We start from the raw sequence: 19211 nt of genomic DNA, 5'->3' as shown, positions 1-19211 counted from the left end.
ATCAGAAGATAACGTACCTTACCCCCCCTGTTTCATCTTTTCTAATTAAGTTCCGTGCCGTTACAAATTTATTTGTAAAGTTATGTTAAGTAATGGCTATTATCAGTAAACATGTTTAGAATCTTGAAATGAACGATAAGCATTATCAATACGTATAAATTTATTGTTAGTTTCGAAATTTTAGAATACCTGCTGGTATAATGGAGTTCTTTCGTGAGTCAATTTAAGCTAAAAGCACTGGTTGTAGCCGTGGCATCTACAGCAAGCCTCGTTTCAGCTAACTCAGATGTACGTTTAGATAGCATGGTGATAACAGCATCCGGTTTTGAGCAAAAAATTACCGATGCCCCCGCCAGTATTTCTGTTGTATCTCGTGAAGATTTGGAACAAAAGAATTATTCAAACATCGCTGAAGCCTTGAAAGACGTGGAAGGCATTGATGTATTGGGTAATACTGGTAAAACGGGTGGGCTCAATATCAGCATTCGAGGAATGCCATCCGAATACACTTTAATTCTCATTGATGGTCGCAGACAAGGCGCAGCCGGTAATATTACTCCGAATGGATTTGGTGAAATGTCGACCAGCTTCATCCCTCCCGTGAATGCCATTGAGCGGATAGAGGTAATTCGTGGTCCAATGTCAACGCTTTATGGCTCGGATGCAATTGGCGGCGTGGTCAACATTATTACGCGAAAAGTGGGTGACGAGTGGACGGGCTCATTAACTCAAGAAGTCACGCTTCAGGAAGAGTCTGAGTTTGGGGACAGCCGTAAAACCAGCTTTTACACCAGTGGCCCTTTGATTGAAGGACGGCTTGGTTTGACCCTCAGAGGCAGTTACTTTGAACGCGACGATTACAATTTGACCGCGCAGGGTGTTGCTGGGCAGACTATCCAGCTTAACTCTCGTGGTCAGAGCAAGGTTGAAGGAAAAATCTCCAGTTTTGGTGGGCGCTTGGATCTGTTGGCACACGAGAATCATGACGTGTGGTTTGATTTTGACCTTTCGCGCCAAAAATACGACAACGGTGATCCTAGTAATCGTAAACTGAGTGCGAACGATACGCCAACCAACTGGAGAGGTTACGCCGATGATCTGCGCCATGATCGAGATCAATTTACGATTGGCCACACCAGTCGTATCGGTCAGGGCACCCTAGAGTCCAGTTTGATGCACAATCAAACTGAAACGATTGGTCGTACGATACCCGGAAATCCTAACAATCCAAGCAATACAGGCATTCCTGGGAAGAGTGTTAAAGATGCGCGTGAGCTTGAGTCCACCAATATTGTATTTGATACCAAATACATGCAGGCCATCGGTGACAGCCATTTTTTAACGGTGGGTGGTCAGTATTGGGATGCTGAAATGATAGATGGTGTGGCGCCCAATAAGTTTACTCAGAAAGATTGGTCATTGTTTGCTGAGAACGAATGGGCCGTGATGGATCAGTTGTTAGTAACGCTGGGTGCGCGCTACAATCACAATGAGTTCTTTGGTGGACATATTACGCCTCGAGCATATGCCGTTTACAGTCTTGATGATAACTGGACCGTAAAAGGAGGAATTAGCACTGGGTATAAAACACCGAATGTTGATGATTTATATGCTGGTGTAAATGGAATATCCGGTCAGGGTACGATCGCAACGGTTGGTAACCCCAGTTTAAACCCTGAAAAAAGCACCAATGGAGAGTTGGGGCTCTATTACCAACAAGACAATGGTTTTAGCGCAAATGCCACTGTGTTCCAAAGTCGTTTAAAAGACCGATTCAGCAGCACAACACGCTATAATTGCAACTATACAGGTAGCACCAACCCGATTAATCCCCCCCCGGCTGATTGCTATAATCTAGTCGGCTTTGATAATCAACGTACAGTGGGCTGGACTGAAAACTTAAATAGGGCGCAATCTGAAGGTATAGAGTTGGCGGCACGACTGCCGATTGCCGATAATTGGAATCTGTCACTTAACTATACCTATACTGAAACTGAAATTGAGGATGCAACAGGTCAGGTCGTCGGGAAGCTCAGTGACACGCCTCGTCATATGGCCAATGCGCGCCTCAACTGGCAAGCAACCCCTAAAGCCAACCTTTGGTTAAATGCGAGTTATCGTGGAGAAAGCCGTCGCTTTAATACCCTGCCAGCTGCTGGTACCGATGATCTGGCGCTCTATGAAGCCGTTGGCGACATCAAAGCTTATAGCCTCTTTGATTTAGGTGGCAGTTATCAATTGACTAAAAATCTTCGTTTTAGCGGAACCATCGAAAACCTGTTAAACAAAGATTTTAGATCCTACAAGCCATTTGCTTGCTCAACAGGAACCTGTTACGCAAGTGAGTACAGTCATCAGACCGCATCAACGAAAGGCGCTGTTTTAGATGGCCGCCGTTTGTGGTTGTCCGCCAATTTGACTTTTTAATGTCAAAAAACTTCAACGTGTAGACTTTTCATAGCCGCCCGAATAGGGCGGTTTTTTTGAAAACCTTTATAAAATAATCACAATAAACTGTCGATGAGAATCCTTTGAATTCTGTATTAACTCCGAAAGGAAATTATCCATGAAACGATTCCATCACTCCCTTCTCTTTATGTCCATATCCGTTGCGGCTGGCAGTGTGTATGCAAATCAAGATGTTCGATTAGACAGCCTTGTTATTTCCGCATCAGGGTTTGAACAAAAAATAACCGATGCTCCCGCCAGTATTTCAGTGATTACGAAGGAAGATTTGGCATCAAAACCTTATATGACGTTGTTGGATGCGGTTCGTGATGTCGAGGGTATTGATGTTGGAGAAACATCAGATAAAACGGGCCAAGGCAGTATCAGTATGCGCGGTATGGGCTCGGACTATACCTTGATATTGATTAACGGCAAACGTCAAAACAATGTGGGTGATCTTTATCCGAACAGCTTCGGAGGCAATCAGTTTAACCACATACCTCCATTAGATACGATTGAGCGTATAGAAGTTATTCGTGGACCTATGTCGACCTTATATGGAGCGGATGCCATGGGTGGGGTCATTAACATTATCACTAAACGTGTGTCAGATGAATGGACGGGCTCTATAACCCACAGTCGTACATACGAAACGAACAAAGACTTTGGCAATGACACGACCACTGATTTTAGTGTCAGCGGCCCGTTAATTGAAAATGTTTTGGGTTTGTCTGTACGCGGTAGTTACTATGATCGAGATCAGTCAAATCCGACCTATGCGTCCGTTACGGCTCCAGATGGAACGGTATTTAATCGCACCTCAGGCTTTGGCGGAGGAGGGCGTACAGTTGACAATAACAACTGGACGGGTGGTTTAACCCTTGCTTTTAAGCCCCATGAAAAACACGATATTATTTTTGATTACGATACCTCGGTTCAGAGATACGATAATGACTCCAGTCAGTTAGGTACACTAGACAGCTTAGAGACTGTTTGGCGTGCATCACGTGGTCGCGTGCAGCCACGGGTAGGCTATGTCGATAATCAAGAATTTACACGCGATCAATGGTCGATCACTCATGAAGCAGAGTGGGGTGATATTAATAGTGATATTAGTTTCTCCTATGTGAAGACAAATAATAATGGCCGTACGCTTCCATTTACTGTTGAAGAGCGTGGGCGTCTTCAAGATCTATGGGATGCAGTTGGTGGAAATTTAAATAATCTGACAGAGGTGCAGCGTGCAGAATGGGATGCATTTTTGCCTCGTCCAGCGCGCGTGATGGAAACACGTCAAAAAACACTGGATGTTAAGTTTGATACTGTACAGGGTGATCATTGGCTTATTTTTGGTGGTCAGTATATAGATGCTGAACAAGAAGACGGTGTGTTTGGTATGTACGGTGATGGATTCCGTTCAGGAACGGTGCAGCCCCATAAACAGTGGGCACTCTTTGTCGAAGATAACTGGGATGTCCTAGAAGATGTGACGTTAACAGGTGGTGTTCGTTATGACAATCACAACGTGTTCGGCAGTCAGGTCAGTCCACGTGCCTATGGTGTCTGGAACCTAGCATCTGATTGGACGTTAAAAGGTGGTGTGAGCACGGGCTACAAGACGCCTAAAACCAGTGATTTATTTCCTGGAATTACAGGCTTTGGTGGTCAGGGAACCAGCCCGTTTGTCGGTTCGCCTGATTTGCAGCCAGAGACGAGTATCAATAGTGAGCTTGCCATTTATTGGGACACACCACAAGGTCACAATTTTAATGCAACCGTGTTTGCCAATAAGTTTAAAGACAAAATTGCCCGTGGAGACAGTATTCCAAACTGTGAAGTTGCCTCGCCCGGAGAGCGTTGCGCAAATATTGGTGAGGGTTGGGCAGATTTAGGTTTCACAAGCTTTTCGCAACAGTTTAATATCGATCGCGTGGATATTCGTGGTTTAGAGTTGGCAGGACGCTATAAAATCACACCTCAGTTAACCTTACGTGGAAATTACACCTATACAGACTCTGAGCAAAAGAGTGGTCCGCAAGAAGGCCGTCCTTTAAACAATACTGCCAAACATATGCTCAACACCACACTGGATTGGCAGGTTAATTCGGCGTTAAATCTATATTTAACAATGGAAGCTCGTTCTAAGCGCTACCGCAGTTGGGACACGGCCAACGACGTTGCGCTTTTCTACAAGGATTATGAAGTATTCCACTTAGGGGGAAGTTATAAGTTCAATAAGAACTTAACACTACAAGCGCGGGTGAATAACCTCTTAGATGAGGACTTTACCAGCTATCAGACAAGCTTCACACAGAATGCTGACGGTAGTTATTCGGCCACTTATAGAGATGATTACAATATTAAAGCGAAGTCTCGAAACTTCTGGTTAAGTATGAATTATCGCTTCTGATTTTAATCCCACATTTTTTAAAGCCGCCATGCTCTTTATATTGAGCATGGCGGCTTTTTTGGTTTTAACCTGTATAAAGCAATGTAAAGACATGTAAAGTCAGGGAATTTACATTGTGAAGGAGGTGTCACTACTTGATAATAGGCATCTTCAATTGACTTGGAATGATAAAGGTTATGGTGAGAAAGAAGCGTAAATCTAAGGCCTGGTTGTTTATCTGGGTTGCTTTATTGCTGGGTGGAGCGCTCATTGGAGGATACTATTGGACGCAAAGTCAGAATGGCCAAGCTCAACAGGTCACTGTATCCGTGACGCGTGGAAATATTGAAAATGTCGTGACTGCGACTGGACGTTTACAACCCAGCAATTATGTAGATGTTGGCGCTCAGGTGTCTGGGCAACTCACACATATTCATGTTGAAGTAGGTGATTTTGTTGAAGAAGGACAGTTGTTGGCTGAAATCGATCCGACGGTTTTGAGTGCGGGTGTCGATGCAATCCGAGCTCAGCTTCGTAATCAGCGGGCGCAACTCGAAGATCGAGAAGCCTCACTTACCTTAGCTGACCTTCAGTATAAACGTCAGCAAAACCTGATGACAACACGTGCTACTTCTCAAGAATCACTGCAAATAGCTGAAGCGACTTTGCGCTCAGCGCGTGCTCAAGTCAGTGCCATTAAAGCACAAATTGAACAGACAGAGTCAACCTTGAGAGCGGAAGAGGCGAACTTAAACTACGCCAAGATTTATGCACCTATGAGCGGCACTGTTGTATCCATTTCGGCTCGTCAGGGTCAGACCTTAAATGCCAATCAGCAGGCACCTGTTATTTTACAAATTGCTGATTTATCTGTTATGACGGTTCAGGCTCAAGTGTCCGAGGCTGATATTAGTCGTTTACGCGATGACATGCCCGCGTATTTCACGACCTTAGGCAACCCTCTGCAGCGTTGGTATGGACACTTACGTCGTATTGAGCCAACGCCTGTTGTCGAGAGCAATGTGGTCCTCTACAACGCTTTATTTGATGTTGAAAATGTTCAAGGTCGTTTAATGCCACAAATGACCGCTCAGGTATTTTTTGTGATTGCGTCGGCTGAAAATGTATTGCAGTTGCCTATTTCCGCACTTCAATACAGAAATGAGGGCGCTAGGCCTGAGTCAGCAAGGCAGTCTTCTAACTCTGAAGGTCGCCCTTCACAAACGAGAGAGAGGCAGGCAACTGTGTTGCGGCTAAATGAGCAGGGGGGAGTTGATGAGTTAGAGGTGAAAGTCGGTGTCACCAATCGCGTGAATGCACAGATCATGGACGGAGTACTTAGTGAAGGAGATCAGGTTCTTTTACAGATAAATCGATCGGCTGCACGATCGAATATGAATGCGTCCGCTGGACCCTCCATGGGGCCGATGAATGCCGCGCAACCACGTATGAGGTAGTTTCATGGATGCACTAGACGCTAAACCTATTATTGAATTAAGGAACATCAAGCGATCCTTTCCCAGCGGAGACGGGACTGTGGATGTGCTGAAAGGACTTGATCTTAAAATTATGCCCGGTGAGTTTGTGGCAATCATTGGTTCATCTGGCTCGGGTAAATCAACTCTGATGAATATTCTTGGATGCCTGGATCGCCCGACATCCGGGCAGTATTTATTTAATGGCGTGGATGTGTCGGATTTATCAAAAGATGAGTTGGCGGGTTTGCGACGTGAAGCGTTTGGATTCGTTTTTCAAAGTTACAATCTATTGTCAGGTTCAACAGCGCTGGAAAATGTCGAGGTGCCTGCCGTTTATGCCGGGATGCCCGTCGATGAGCGCGAAGAGCGTGCGTTTGCATTATTGGAGTCTCTGGGTTTGGGGGATCGAGCTGATCATCGTCCCAGTCAGTTATCAGGTGGCCAGCAACAGCGGGTTTCTATTGCCCGTGCCTTGATGAATGGCGGGCAAATCATCTTGGCAGATGAGCCAACAGGAGCTCTCGACAGCCAAACGGGTAAAGAGGTGATGGCACTGTTCGCAACCTTGGCACAACAAGGGCATACCCTGATTCTAATTACACATGATCAGAAGGTGGCGTCACATGCGGATCGAATTATTGAAATCAGTGATGGTGTGATTGTCTCCGATCCGGGAACGAGTCAAGTATTGAATCCAGTGCCGAAGGAGAAATCCGAGTCTTATCACTCAGGGAGCTCAGGTCACTTGGTGGAAGCATTTCGGATGTCATTGAGAGCATTACGTGCCAATCTGTTTAGAACAGCTCTCACCTTGCTAGGGATTGTGATAGGGGTTGCTTCGGTCATTACCATGCTGGGAATTGGCGATGGAGCAAAGCAAGCGGTTGTTGATCGCATTAGTTCGATGGGCTCTAATCTCTTACTGATTAGGCCCGGTGCACCCAATCAGAGGGGGTGGGGAGCGACCTCCTTAACACCGGAAGACGTGGATGCCATTAATGAGTTGCCCGGTATTTTGGCAGCCATTCCAGAATTGAGTGGTTCGGTTACATTACGCGCGGGTGAGCGTGATCACCAAACTGAGGTCATGGCAACATCATCTGCTTTTCCAATTGTACGCGCTTGGAACGTAGAGCGGGGAACCTTCTTTACACCCGACGATGATGTGAATTATTCATCTGTAGCCTTAATGGGGCAAACGGCTGCAAATGCGCTGTTTCCGGGTCAAGACCCAGTGGGTCAGTATGTGATGATTAACAACATTATGTTTCAAATCATAGGCACGATGAGTACGCGGGGAGCTTCTCCATTTGGTCGAGATGAAGATGATGTGGTGATTGTTCCCTACCAAACAGGCAGTTTGCGTTTATTTGGGCAAAGGCACTTAAGAAGTATTACGGTATCGGTTGAAGAGCTGAGTGAGATCGATCAGATGCAAGAACAAGTGCATAATCTCTTATTGTCTCGTCATGGAACGGAAGATTTTCAAATACGAAATATGGCATCAATCATCGAATCGGTTTCAGAAACCCAGAATACGATGACGTTGTTGCTGGGTTCGATTGCCGCTATCTCGCTGTTGGTTGGCGGTATCGGCGTGATGAATATTATGCTGGTCTCAGTGACTGAGCGTACTCGCGAAATTGGGGTGCGAATGGCCACAGGTGCCAGAACCATAAACATCATGCAACAATTTTTAGTTGAGGCGGTACTGGTGTCGGCGTTGGGTGGTTTGATAGGCGTTGGGCTAGGGCTAGGGGTGACCTGGCTGGTTGGTTATTTAGGAACGCCTGTGATGTTTAGCCTGTTGCCAGTGACGATGGCATTTGGATGTGCCTTTTTGACGGGATTATTGTTCGGCTTCTTACCTGCCAGGAAAGCCGCACATTTGGATCCTGTCGTTGCGCTAGCCTCTGAATAAAAGCTGGGGAGGAAAACCCCAGCGACGGGTTAACGTTCGCTGAGGTTGAATGTAACAGGCAGGGTAATCACAAGGGTTGACTCTGTAATGCTGCTTGGAAAAGCCGGTAAGGGGGCGGCTCGAACCAGCATATCGAGAACCTCTTTATCCAAAAGGTTATGACCACTACTGCGTACGACTCGGCTGGCAATAACTCTACCAGTTCGATCAAGTGTGAACTCAAGCTCTGCAGTCCCTTGGCGTTGCTGGCGTCTTGCTGCCATTGGATAGCGTTTATGGCGAGCGAGATGTTGCGCTAAGCTCGAAAAATAGGTGGCTTGTGCAGCGGGGTCGCCACCTGTATCCGTTGTTTTTTGTTGTCCGGGTGCATTGGCTCCAGCCGTTGTTGGCGTGGATGTTTGCTCAGCCGAAACATCCGTGGTTGTTTGCTGAGTGCTTTCGGCTGCAGTGGTCGTTGTCGCTGTGGCTTGAGGTGTTGGCCTTGGTTCGGGTCTGGGCTCTGGTCTAGGTTCAGGTCGTGGCTCGGGTCTAGGTGCAGGTTTAGGCTCAGGCTTCGGTTCTGGTTTAGGCTCTGGAATGGGCTCTGGCTCAGGTTCCGGCTCGGGGGTAGGTTCAGGTGTTGGCTCTGGAGTCGGTTCAACCGCAGGTTCTGGTGTAGGATCAGGTTCTGGTGAGGTCTCCGGAGTTGCTTCCGCTGCCTCAGCGGCCGCGCTTTGTTCCAAGGCAGCCAAGAGATCACCCGCAGAGGCAAGGCTAACAGTAACACCTGCATATCCGGGAAGCTCTGCGCTTTCTTCTGCGACCGTCGTAGATCGATAGGTAATTAAGACCACTAGGCCAACATGAAAAAAAATCGCAAACACAAAGGCGATAAGTCCGTGTCGTTTTTTAAGAGTCATGGTTGAGTCATCACCTGGCGTGTATAGAGCGTTACTTGACTTACTTGGATCTCAGTGAGTGCCGTGAGTAACGGCTTGAGTTGAGCGGCGCTAACATCGGCATCGGCTTTTAATGCCACGTTAATTTCTACATCTTGCTGGCTTTGCTTGCTCTCCGATAAGAGTGATTTAATGTCTTCTAGGGCCATTAGTGTGTTGTTTAAGGCGAGGTCACCATCGGCATTCAACAGTACTTCAAATTCGAGAGCTTCTAAAACGGGGGCCTCGACTAAAGAGGAGGGTGGGGTGACTTTAAAGGCATCGCTAGCGGTGATTTGCCCCGCCAGCATGAAAAAAATCAACATAAGAAAGACGACATTGATCAAAGGGATCAAATTGTCGTCTTTGTCTTTTCGGTTTTGGGCAGACGTAAAGAGTTTCATGGCTTAATCTACGTTAAATGAGACGTTTGTGGCCCCTAAGCGTTGGAAGCGATCAATAAGACTGACGATTTGTTGAATGGAGGCTTCTTCATCTGTTGTGAGCAGTATGCGCGACGGCTCATGTCGATCAATAAAGGCTTTGAGTGCATCGTCTTCATGGCTTAAAAAGGATTCTCCACCCAATGACACCTGTCCGTCGGATGATAAGCGCGCAATCAGAGGTGGGTTGTCTGACGTTGCGACCGATGCGGTAGAGGGAGCAGAGACAGCAAGTTGCATCTGCTGCCATTTTATAAAACTGGACGTCAGCATAAAAAATAACAGCAAAATAAACACGACATCGATCAGCGGTGTCATGCTGATCGTTTTGCGTCGTATGCCTTTGTTGAGATTAAGCTGCATGAATGGCAGCTCCATTCTTATCCCAAGCTTCCTCAGTTTCTTTTACGGTCTCGGGTATATTGCATGCGCAGCTTTCATCTAAGCAGTTGCGTGTGAACACGCAGGTCATCAGATTTTCCATATCATGTCCAATGCGCTCTGTTTTACGCTCAAGAATGCTGTGTGCCATAAATACTGGGATGGCAACAGTCAGGCCCGCAGCTGTTGTTAGGAGTGCCTGCCAAATACCGCCAGAGAGAACACTTGGATCCACTTGATTTCCCGCCATTTCCATTTGCTGGAAGGCGACGATCATCCCCAGTACCGTACCAAGTAGACCAAGTAACGGGCTCAAATTGGCAATGACCTCAAGAGGGCGCAAATAGGCGCGAAGATTTTCCATTTCCATGCTGGCGAGACGGCCAAGCTCTTCGCGAAGCTTAGGTGTATCTCCCTGAGACTTCATGCCGCGCATGGCAACGCCAATCATTTTTGGCAGCGATTGGCTACTATAATTAAGTGCATTTATGGCATCGGAGGTTTTTCCGCGGTTCCAAGCGTCTATCGCTTTAAGGGTTTTGCGCTTGGCCCCAATGTTAGCAACCGACAATTGCCAGAATTTCAAAAGAATGAGGGAAAGGGCAAACACTGAAAATACGGTTAAGACCCAAACAACAGGACCGCCGATTTCGAGTAAGTTGATGATCTGGTCTGCCGTTGAGTCAGGCACAATCGCAGCAACGGCGTCGAGTGCTGATTCAGCTGTTTCGATGTCCGTGACTTCGGCGGAAGCCTCTGCGAGAGGCGTATCAAGTGTGGATTCAATTTGAGCGTCCGTGTTGAAAGATGTCTCAATATCTGGCGTTACGGCTTCATTAACGCTGGCGTCGAGATGAGTTTCTTCACTGTTTAAGGGGGTGGAAGTATTCATAATCGTCTCAGAGTGATCCTTACTAATAAAGAGCTAATGATAAACATTATCGTTTATGTTATCAACAGTGAGATCTTCTAATCAGCGTAATGGGTTAAATGTTGTTTGAATCTATGTTTGGAAGGCGTGCAAGGCTTAGACAGGAGCGGAGCATGCCCCAATGACTAGGGCATGCCATAGGAAGTGGCGGTGATTAAGGGTTTGCGTTAACTGCAGCTTCTAAGGTGTTTTCCATAAGGCTGGCAACTGTCATAGGGCCCACACCTCCAGGGACTGGCGTGATCCAGCCTGCGCGCTCAGCAGCAATTGCATACTCAACATCACCAACGACAGAGCCATCATCAAGTCGATTAATGCCCACATCAATGACAATAGCACCAGGTTTGATCCATTCGCCTTTAACAATTCCGGGTTTTCCCACACCTACCACGACAATATCGGCACGCGCAACATGGCTTTGCAAATCACGAGTGAAGCGATGTGTTGTTGTGGTTGTGCAACCGGCTAAGAGCAGTTCTAGTGTCATGGGGCGGCCGACAATATTAGAGGCGCCCACAATGACGGCTTCTTGTCCGTAAAGGTCAACCCCAGTGGACTTTAGAAGGGTCATAATGCCTTTAGGTGTGCAGGGTCTCAGTGCAGGGATACGTTGAGCAAGTCGGCCAATATTGAAGGCGTGAAATCCATCGACATCTTTTTCGGGCTTGATCGCTTCAAGAATTTCGGTGCAGTCTAAATGAGCGGGCAAGGGAAGTTGTACTAAAATGCCGTCGATCTGCTCGTCGTTATTAAGCGAATGAACCAGTGCTAGTAATTCAGACTGAGTAATGTTGGCGTCTGGCTCATAGCTAACAGAGGTGATGCCGACCTCTTCGCAGGCCATTTTTTTATTCTTAACATAAATCTGAGAAGCCGGGTCTTGGCCAACCAGAACCACCGCCAAGACGGGGGAGCGTTTGCCTTCTTTTACTCTTTGTTGAATGGCCTCTTTGACGTTTGCGCGGACAGATTTAGCAATTTCTTTACCATCGATGATTGAAGCGCTCATTGTTAGAAGGGTTTCCCGAAACATAGTTTGTCTTAATGCGACAATTTTCGCATAAACTGCGCCATGCATAAACAAGGATGAGGCCTTAAGCCACTTAAAAAGCAGGGCTGAAATCGACATTTTCTTGTTTTTGTTAAAAAATTAAAAATAAGTGTTGACGAAGGTGAAAGTCTTCCTTAAGATACGCACCACTTCTGAGGCGCAACACTACTGCAACTTAGTAAGTGTTCAGGCTAAAAGCGCTCGTAGCTCAATCGGATAGAGCAACGGCCTTCTAAGCCGTAGGTTGCAGGTTCGATTCCTGCCGGGCGCACCAGTAACCTGAACAAATTGTATAGATGTTATGGTGGGCGTAGCTCAGTTGGCAGAGCTCCGGATTGTGATTCCGGCGGTCGTGGGTTCAAGCCCCATCGTCCACCCCATTTATACAACGATCAATATGCGGATGTGGTGAAATTGGTATACACGCTGGATTTAGGTTCCAGTGCCGCGAGGCGTGAGAGTTCGAGTCTCTCCATCCGCACCAATTCAAATGTAAAAAATCGCTATGGTGGGCGTAGCTCAGTTGGCAGAGCTCCGGATTGTGATTCCGGCGGTCGTGGGTTCAAGCCCCATCGTCCACCCCATTGTCTTGTGTTTAATCCCTCCATTGTTTAAATAGCTGTCTCAATACATAAATTTACACTTTTTATGTTCTATTTGCCTTTGATTCAGAAAAGGCCGTTGCGCTTTTGAATTCCGCTTCGTGTATTTTCCGACTAAAGTACTAACAATATTCTGCTTAAGTTCACTCCTATGGGTGCCCAGTTCACTTGTTATACTCATCGATTGGTATTTTATCCGAGATGAGTAAGTGGTTATGCCTAGATTCCTAAGAATGTCGATTATCGTCTTTCTGGTGTTTTGTTGTCTGTTTTTTTTAACTTTTTTTGGTTTGGTGCAACAAGGGCGGTCTGATATTCAGCGTGAGCTTTCAGCCGGTCAAGCGTTAGCAGGCTTGTTGTTTCAGTTAGCGGACGATAATCCCCAGCGATTAGCTTTACTTGAAGAGGCACAGGTGCGTCATCTCGTGATTAAAGTCCAGCATTCGTTAACGTTTCAAGATTTTGATGGGCATGATGAAATACCGGCTTGGTTTTATCGGATGATTTGGAGTGAAAATCTATTTCAAAATGCGATTACTGTATCGCTACCCGATGGCCAGCGCATGTGGTTAGTGGCGAACCCTTTTGATGAAGTTGAGGAGGTCTGGGAGTCGGTCGTCTTAGTGTTTGTCTTGTTTGTTGTCGCATTCAGTATTGCTATCTTGGCCGCCTACTATGGTCGACGTATAGGGGTTAAGCCATTTCAGCAGTTACTATCGTCCCTTTATGTGCAGCCAGAAAAGCCCTTTCAGTTTAGTGCCTCCTTAAATGCCTATGATGTACCGGAAGCCCGTCAGTTGGCGGCCTGTTTCTCGCAAATGTCTGATGCCTTGGAGTTGGAGCAAAAAAGTAATCAGCGTTTAACGGAAGAGCTAATGGCGCTTCAGGAAAAAGAGCGCGCCTACCTAGCGCGGGAACTGCATGATGATCTTGGTCAGTACGTGACGGGCATTCGGGCGCAGTCTTATCTTATTTCCCAAGCGCCAGAGAACGCCGCTTTGGTGAAGCAGACGGCGGATCGAATAATCGAGCATTGCCAAGCGATGCAGGAAGGCTTTTTGCGTTTAGTGCGCAGTCTTCACCCAGTGATGCTTGAGCCGCTGGGGCTGAGTCAGTCTTTGCAGGGATTGGTTGTGCAGTGGCAGCAATCCAGTGGCATTAAATGCAGGGTATGTCTTCCAGAGGTTTTGCCACCTCTGCAAAAAGATGCCGCGACGCATATTTATCGTTTGGTGCAGGAAGCGCTAAACAATGTGGCGCGTCATGCGTGTGCCAATAGGGTGTTGGTTACAATGAATTTAACGGAGAAGGGATTAGAGGTTATTGTTGATGACGATGGGCAAGGTTTACAGGCCAATATGGTGCAGGGAGTAGGGTTGCGATCTATGTATGAGCGTGCAAGGTCAATGAATGCTCATTTGCAGTTTGTTTCGAACGCAGGGCAAGGGTTAAAAATCATCTTACAGGTTCCTTGTTTCCAAGAGGGAGTGTCTTAATGAAAATTTTATTGGTTGATGACCATGCGGTTGTTAGGCAGGGGTATTCTAGCTTGTTATCTGCAATGCTTGAGTCATGTCAGATTCTAGAAGCCAGCACGGGCAGTGAAGGCTTTGCTCTATGGCAGCAGCATGCTCCGGATCTGATTGTATTGGATATACATTTGCCGGATTTGACGGGGCTTGAAGTTGGGCGGCGCATCATCGAGCGTAACTCAAGTGCGCGTATTCTGTTTTTTAGCATGTACGATGAATTGCCGATGGTGCAGCAAGCATTAGATGTGGGAGCGTTGGGGTATATTTCAAAAAGTGGATCGCCAAAAGTCTTATTGGAAGCAGTCACGCGTGTCATGCAGGGAAAGCCTTATGTTGAGCACGAACTGGCAATGCGCTTAGCGATGCACCGCCCTGTACAAGAGGGTGGTTTGCCTGATGTGACTCCAAGAGAGTTTGAGATTTTTGTACTTTTAGCAAAAGGAATGCCGCCAAGAGACATTGCCGAGCATTTGTGTGTGAGTGTTAAAACTGTGTCAAATCATACGGCGCTGCTCAAAAGTAAACTGCAGGTGACATCGACTGCGCAGTTTGTTCATTTGGCGATTCAATTTGGCATCATTAAGCTTGGGGAAATACAAAGCGGAAGTGTTTTATCGAGTTGATTTGAGCTCCGCTTTGTAGTGTTTAGGTTGCTTTAGTCTGTGTAGTTTTTAGGAATCATCCAGTCGTGTGGGCAGCCGTCACACCCGTCCATGTAGGTGTTTTGAAAGGTCGCGAAGCGAAAGATAGCGCCATTGAACTTAGCGTTTTCAAGGTTGGCATTATTGAATTTTGCTTCTTGAAGATTGGCATCTTCAAAGTTGGCTCCGACAAGGTCTGCTTTGGTCAACCAAGCCATTTCTAGATTGGCTGCATAGAAACTGGCGTTCTCAAACTTGCCCTGGGTTAAGCGAGCAAAGGTCAGGTCGGCACCGTCTAGTTGTGCGTGCTTGAAAGAGGCGCCTTGGCCAAACATCGCCCAAGCGGATGTAGATTGCAGATTAGCATGGTCAAGTTTTGCACCACGTAGATTGGTTTTTTCTAGATTGGCACGCGTCAGTTTGGCATGACGCAGGTCAGCGCCTTGTAAGTTAGCACCACGTAAGTCGGTATGGCGTAAGTCAGCGTTCCGAAGATCTGCACCGCTGAGGTTGATGTAGCGCAAGTCCTTCCCGGCCAGTTTAATGGATTCAAATTGCCCATTTGCACAGTCGGCGTTTGGGGTAAAGGGGCAGTCTTCGGCGAATGCGATTAGGCTTATACATGAAGAAAATAGAAGGATAGAGGCTGATAGAGGCTTCATAAGATAGCTTCCTGAAAAAAAGAGCCTGTCATAACAGGCTCAAAGCCATGTAAATACTGTGTATACGACTAGGGTATTACTGAGCCCAAGATGGAAGCTTAAAGGCCCAGAAAGTGCCGCCTTGTGGGACAGGGCGTGTTAATACGGCCATGTCACCACCCCATAGAGGTACGGCGCCACCGTAGCCTGACGCAATGCCTATGTACTGTTCGCCATCCATTTCCCACGTCACAGGGCTGGAAACGATGCCTGATCCTGTTTGGAATTTCCAAAGCTCTTCACCTGTTTTGGCATGGAAGGCTTTGAAATATCCATCACTGGTGCCCGTGAAAACCAAGTCTCCTTTGGTGGCGAGTACACCCGACCAAAGCGGAAGGGCTTCTTTGTGTTCCCATTCAATCTCACCCGTCAGAGGATTCATTGCCCGTAAAATGCCGACATGATCGTCATACATTTTTTTGATGCGGAAGCCTTGGCCTAAATAGGCTGATCCTTTTTTGTAGGTGACTTCTTCGGTCCAGTAATCCTCTTTCCAGTGATTGCCAGGCACATAGAACCAGCCAGTATCTTGGCTGTAGGCCATGGGATTCCAGTTTTTGCCACCGAGGAAGGGTGGAGATACTTCAATGGATTCGCCACGCTCTTCACCCGGTGCTGGCGGTGGTGGGCGTTGGCCTTCTACCTCGACTGGGCGGCCTGTTTCAGGGTCTATGTGAGTGGCCCAAGTAATGTTGTCAACAAATGGGAAGGCGCGAATAAAGCTACCATCCTCGCGATCAACAACATAGAAAAAGCCATTACGATCCGCGTGGGCGGTGGCTTTAACGGTTTTGCCATTGTCGTCGTACTCAAAGAGAACCAGCTCATTATTGCCAGAGAAGTCCCACGCGTCATTTGGTGTGTGTTGGTAGAACCATTTGACTTCGCCAGTGCTTGGGTCAACACCTACCTGACCAGAGGTATATAAATTGTCATAATCGAGAGGGTTGCCGCCTTCAGATGTGCGTTTCCAAGTGTTCCAAGGGGCGGGGTTGCCTGCACCGACAATAATGGTGTTGGTTTCGATGTCAAAACTAGCGCTTTGCCAAGGGGCGCCACCGCCATGGCTCCAGGCTTCAACTTTGCCTGTTTCTGTGTTGGGGTCATCCGGCCAAGAGGGGGCTCTTGGGTCTCCGGTTGGTGTGCTGTCTTTGCCGTCAAGACGGCCCATATGGCCTTCTACAAAAGGACGCATCCATACTTCTTCGCCCGTGTTAGGGTCGCGTGCAAAGAGTTTGCCGACGATGCCAAATTCATTTCCAGATGAACCATGGATGAGCAGTGTGCGTCCACTCTCCTGATCTTTAACAATCGTGGGAGCACCTGTCATGGTGTAGCCAGCCGAATGGTCGCCAAATTTCTTGCGCCAGACAACGCGTCCGGTGTTTTTATCTAAAGCAACCATCGCCGCATCCAGCGTGCCAAAGAAAATTTTATCTTCGAAAATTGCAGCGCCGCGATTGACGACATCGCAGCATGGGCGAATGTCATCGGGAAGGCGAGCGGCATAATTCCAAAGTTGCTTGCCTGTTTTGGCATCAATCGCAAATACGCGTGAGTAAGACCCGGTGACATAAATAACGCCTTCATGAACCAATGCTTGTGATTCTTGACCGCGTTGCTTTTCATCACCAAACGAAAAAGACCAAGCGGGAGTTAAGCGGTTTACGTTTTCCGCATTCACCATCGTCATTGGGCTGTAGCGTTGAGCTTTGGGTCCAAAGCCATAACTTAAGACTGTTTGAGTGTTGTCTGGATCATTAACGATGTCGTCCCACGTGACCGATGAAGCTGAGTGAGCCGATACACTACCCAGGCCTATTGCTGTGGATAGAAGGGCCACTTTAATTGCATAGCCTAAAGGAGTGTGACGTGACGTTATTTTTCTTGTATGCATCATAATAATACCCTGTTGAAAGAGGAACTCAGCAGTTGAGTTAAGTTCAATGCCTTAGTGCATGGGTATTATGGTGAGCAGGCAAAATAACAGCGATGGAATAGCACCCTTAATGTTAAGGATAAAGAGAGTTTAAAAAAGGGAAAAAGGAGGGTGATAGGGAATATTTCCCAAATTAAACAATGTGTTATCGTAAAGTTTTACGACTTAAGGACAGTGTATTTCATTCCTGAGCCGTATACTAGCGTTGAGTTTAAAAAAAATCATTTAGAGCTTAAATCAGGCCAGAAACTTCAAAAAAGAAAAGGGATGTAGGATAAAAAAGGAGTCTTTTGTGCATGGACAACGGCAATCACTTGACTATTGAGTAGAGTTCACGGAGAATTTTGCCCTTTAGAATTAAGGTTTGGCATCTTGTCCTTTGGTCTGCTGATTGCAGCAGTCAAAGTGGGTTGCAGTCAAGCCATTATATTATACTGCAATGTACTGTGAGGAATTCCATGCAAGTTTCTGTTGAAACGACTTCCGGCCTTGAACGTCAGGTTACTGTAACTGTTCCTGCTGAGCGAATTGATCAGGATGTAAACAAGCTGGTTCAACAGCAGGCACGTACTCGCCGCTTGGATGGCTTCCGTCCTGGTAAAGTGCCGGTCTCTGTTATTAAGCGTATGTTTGGTAAAGCCATTCGTGAAGACGTTCTGAGCCAAGTAGTACAAGAGACTTTTTACAAGGCTGTAGACCAGGAAAAATTAATGCCTGCGGGTGGCCCTAATATCGAGTTTCGTAAAGATAAAGAGGGTGAAGATCTAGAGTACATTGCAACCTTTGAAGTGTACCCTGAAATTGTTTTGCAAGACTTCTCTGGCGTTGAAATTGAAAAACAATCGGCTGAAATTGCTGAAGAAGATTTGGACAAAATGATCGACACTCTGCGTAAGCAACAAGCCGAGTGGACTGAAGTTGACCGTGCTGCAGCTGAAAATGACCGTGTTCGCATCAACTTCGAAGGTTTCATTGATGGTGAAGCGTTTGACGGCGGTCGTGCGGAAGGCATGGATCTTGTTATCGGCTCAAACAGCATGATTCCAGGATTTGAGGCAGGTCTGGTTGGCGCTGCTGCAAATGCAGACGTTGAGCTGAATGTGACCTTCCCTGAAGATTACCACGCTGAAAACCTAAAAGGTAAGCCAGCACTCTTCAAAGTGACCGTTTTGACTGTGTCTGAGCAAAAATTGCCAGAACTTAACGAAGAGTTCTTCAGCCGTTTCGGCATCGAAGAAACAACCGTTGATGGTTTCCGTGCAGAAGTTCGCAAAAACATGGCACGTGAACTCAAGCATGCTTTGAAAACTAAGCTAAAAGATCAAGTCTTCACCAAGTTGATCGAAGTAAACCAGATCGACGTACCAACTGCATTGGTTGATCGTGAAATTGACGTACTTCGCAAGCAGGCCGTTCAACAGTTCGGTGGTGCTAATGCACAGTTCGATCCAAACATGCTGCCAAAAGAAATGTTTGTTGATCAAGCGAAGCGTCGAGTGACTGTTGGCTTGTTGATTCAGGAACTGATTAAGGTTAATGAAATCAAACCTGAAGATGCTAAAGTTCGTGAAACCATTGAAGAGATGGCAGAGACTTACCAAGATCCACAAGAAGTCATCGACTGGTATTACGGTAACGATGAGATTTTGAATCAAATCAAGGCGCTGGTCTTAGAAGATCAAGTATTGGATCATCTGATCAACAGTGCTAAAGTGACAGAATCTAACGTTAGCTATGAAGAGGCGATCAAGCCAGCTCAGCGTCAGGCGGCTGAATAATTAGCATATTATTGCTTTTATTCTCTGATTCATTATTGTAAAGCGACAGTTAGGCTAGC

Annotated in this window: 14 protein-coding genes and 4 tRNA genes; 11 read left to right on the top strand and 7 right to left on the bottom strand. The window is 46.7% G+C overall.

The genetic code is table 11. The features are described from left to right. Nucleotides 1-213: 213 nt before the first annotated feature. The 4 genes from F5971_RS12890 (at nucleotide 214) to F5971_RS12875 (ending at nucleotide 8236) form a co-directional block, all read left to right on the top strand. Entirely contained in the window at nucleotides 214-2427 is a 2214-nt protein-coding gene (locus tag F5971_RS12890) for a TonB-dependent receptor domain-containing protein (RefSeq protein ID WP_223116326.1), read from the top strand. A gap of 139 nt (nucleotides 2428-2566) precedes the next feature. Continuing rightward, nucleotides 2567-4858: a TonB-dependent receptor domain-containing protein gene (locus F5971_RS12885; RefSeq protein WP_193495245.1), complete on the top strand. Its 2292-nt coding sequence runs from the start codon at nucleotides 2567-2569 to the stop codon at nucleotides 4856-4858. A gap of 176 nt (nucleotides 4859-5034) precedes the next feature. Then, nucleotides 5035-6294: an efflux RND transporter periplasmic adaptor subunit gene (locus F5971_RS12880; protein ID WP_202806893.1), complete on the top strand. Its 1260-nt coding sequence runs from the start codon at nucleotides 5035-5037 to the stop codon at nucleotides 6292-6294. Nucleotides 6295-6298: 4 nt separating this feature from the next. Further along, a complete protein-coding gene (locus tag F5971_RS12875; RefSeq protein ID WP_193495243.1) occupies nucleotides 6299-8236 on the top strand; it encodes a MacB family efflux pump subunit in 1938 nt (645 codons plus the stop codon). 29 nt (nucleotides 8237-8265) lie between these two features. Here the strand turns inward: F5971_RS12875 and F5971_RS12870 are convergent, their stop codons facing one another. The 5 genes from F5971_RS12870 to folD form a co-directional block, all read right to left on the bottom strand. Beyond that, entirely contained in the window at nucleotides 8266-9135 is an 870-nt protein-coding gene (locus tag F5971_RS12870; protein ID WP_193495241.1) for an energy transducer TonB, read from the bottom strand. Beyond that, nucleotides 9132-9557 carry an ExbD/TolR family protein gene (locus F5971_RS12865; RefSeq protein ID WP_036513636.1) on the bottom strand — a complete coding sequence of 142 codons (426 nt, stop codon included), beginning with the start codon at nucleotides 9555-9557 and terminating at the stop codon, nucleotides 9132-9134. Before F5971_RS12865 ends, F5971_RS12870 begins: the two co-directional genes overlap by 4 nt. A 3-nt stretch (nucleotides 9558-9560) precedes the next feature. After that, nucleotides 9561-9959 (bottom strand): ExbD/TolR family protein, encoded by a 399-nt coding sequence (locus tag F5971_RS12860; RefSeq protein WP_036513638.1) that lies wholly within the window; start codon nucleotides 9957-9959, stop codon nucleotides 9561-9563. Further along, nucleotides 9949-10869 (bottom strand): MotA/TolQ/ExbB proton channel family protein, encoded by a 921-nt coding sequence (locus tag F5971_RS12855; protein ID WP_193495239.1) that lies wholly within the window; start codon nucleotides 10867-10869, stop codon nucleotides 9949-9951. The genes F5971_RS12860 and F5971_RS12855 overlap by 11 nt, the downstream gene beginning before the upstream one ends. A 193-nt stretch (nucleotides 10870-11062) precedes the next feature. Further along, a complete protein-coding gene (gene folD / locus F5971_RS12850) occupies nucleotides 11063-11917 on the bottom strand; it encodes a bifunctional methylenetetrahydrofolate dehydrogenase/methenyltetrahydrofolate cyclohydrolase FolD (protein ID WP_193495236.1) in 855 nt (284 codons plus the stop codon). Between the two features lie 239 nt (nucleotides 11918-12156). Here folD and F5971_RS12845 point away from each other — a divergent pair. The 6 genes from F5971_RS12845 to F5971_RS12820 all read left to right on the top strand — a co-directional run bounded on the left by F5971_RS12845 (nucleotide 12157) and on the right by F5971_RS12820 (nucleotide 14716). Beyond that, nucleotides 12157-12233 (top strand) — tRNA-Arg (locus F5971_RS12845). A gap of 30 nt (nucleotides 12234-12263) precedes the next feature. Continuing rightward, nucleotides 12264-12339 (top strand) — tRNA-His (locus F5971_RS12840). 19 nt (nucleotides 12340-12358) lie between these two features. Then, a tRNA-Leu gene (locus tag F5971_RS12835) sits at nucleotides 12359-12443 on the top strand. Nucleotides 12444-12467: 24 nt separating this feature from the next. Further along, a tRNA-His gene (locus F5971_RS12830) sits at nucleotides 12468-12543 on the top strand. A gap of 251 nt (nucleotides 12544-12794) precedes the next feature. Next, nucleotides 12795-14057 (top strand): sensor histidine kinase, encoded by a 1263-nt coding sequence (locus tag F5971_RS12825; protein ID WP_036513640.1) that lies wholly within the window; start codon nucleotides 12795-12797, stop codon nucleotides 14055-14057. Beyond that, nucleotides 14057-14716 (top strand): response regulator transcription factor, encoded by a 660-nt coding sequence (locus F5971_RS12820; protein WP_036513643.1) that lies wholly within the window; start codon nucleotides 14057-14059, stop codon nucleotides 14714-14716. Before F5971_RS12825 ends, F5971_RS12820 begins: the two co-directional genes overlap by 1 nt. A 32-nt stretch (nucleotides 14717-14748) precedes the next feature. Here F5971_RS12820 and F5971_RS12815 read toward each other — a convergent pair whose 3' ends face one another. Further along, complete coding sequence (locus F5971_RS12815) at nucleotides 14749-15396, bottom strand: pentapeptide repeat-containing protein (RefSeq protein WP_036513645.1); 648 nt, start codon at nucleotides 15394-15396, stop codon at nucleotides 14749-14751. A 76-nt stretch (nucleotides 15397-15472) separates the two neighbouring features. Then, nucleotides 15473-17335 carry a PQQ-dependent methanol/ethanol family dehydrogenase gene (locus tag F5971_RS12810; RefSeq protein ID WP_281348322.1) on the bottom strand — a complete coding sequence of 621 codons (1863 nt, stop codon included), beginning with the start codon at nucleotides 17333-17335 and terminating at the stop codon, nucleotides 15473-15475. A 497-nt stretch (nucleotides 17336-17832) separates the two neighbouring features. Between F5971_RS12810 and tig the strand changes: the two genes are divergently transcribed. After that, nucleotides 17833-19152 carry a trigger factor gene (gene tig, locus F5971_RS12805; protein ID WP_193495234.1) on the top strand — a complete coding sequence of 440 codons (1320 nt, stop codon included), beginning with the start codon at nucleotides 17833-17835 and terminating at the stop codon, nucleotides 19150-19152. Nucleotides 19153-19211 lie beyond the last annotated feature (59 nt).

This window comes from Nitrincola alkalisediminis, assembly GCF_009821115.1.
Classification (GTDB): Bacteria; Pseudomonadota; Gammaproteobacteria; order Pseudomonadales; family Balneatricaceae; genus Nitrincola; species Nitrincola alkalisediminis.
The sequence above is the reverse complement of the archived record's forward strand: the minus strand, read 5'-3'. Positions and strand labels throughout refer to the sequence as shown.

Coding starts and splice junctions, on each gene's coding strand:
- F5971_RS12820 (WP_036513643.1), top strand. CDS start 14,057: ATGAAAATTTTATTGGTTGATGACCATGCGGTTGTTAGGCAGGGGTAT.
- F5971_RS12885 (WP_193495245.1), top strand. CDS start 2,567: ATGAAACGATTCCATCACTCCCTTCTCTTTATGTCCATATCCGTTGCG.
- folD (WP_193495236.1), bottom strand. CDS start 11,917: ATGAGCGCTTCAATCATCGATGGTAAAGAAATTGCTAAATCTGTCCGC.
- F5971_RS12875 (WP_193495243.1), top strand. CDS start 6,299: ATGGATGCACTAGACGCTAAACCTATTATTGAATTAAGGAACATCAAG.
- tig (WP_193495234.1), top strand. CDS start 17,833: ATGCAAGTTTCTGTTGAAACGACTTCCGGCCTTGAACGTCAGGTTACT.
- F5971_RS12880 (WP_202806893.1), top strand. CDS start 5,035: ATGGTGAGAAAGAAGCGTAAATCTAAGGCCTGGTTGTTTATCTGGGTT.
- F5971_RS12870 (WP_193495241.1), bottom strand. CDS start 9,135: ATGACTCTTAAAAAACGACACGGACTTATCGCCTTTGTGTTTGCGATT.
- F5971_RS12825 (WP_036513640.1), top strand. CDS start 12,795: ATGTCGATTATCGTCTTTCTGGTGTTTTGTTGTCTGTTTTTTTTAACT.
- F5971_RS12860 (WP_036513638.1), bottom strand. CDS start 9,959: ATGCAGCTTAATCTCAACAAAGGCATACGACGCAAAACGATCAGCATG.
- F5971_RS12815 (WP_036513645.1), bottom strand. CDS start 15,396: ATGAAGCCTCTATCAGCCTCTATCCTTCTATTTTCTTCATGTATAAGC.
- F5971_RS12865 (WP_036513636.1), bottom strand. CDS start 9,557: ATGAAACTCTTTACGTCTGCCCAAAACCGAAAAGACAAAGACGACAAT.
- F5971_RS12855 (WP_193495239.1), bottom strand. CDS start 10,869: ATGAATACTTCCACCCCCTTAAACAGTGAAGAAACTCATCTCGACGCC.
- F5971_RS12810 (WP_281348322.1), bottom strand. CDS start 17,335: ATGATGCATACAAGAAAAATAACGTCACGTCACACTCCTTTAGGCTAT.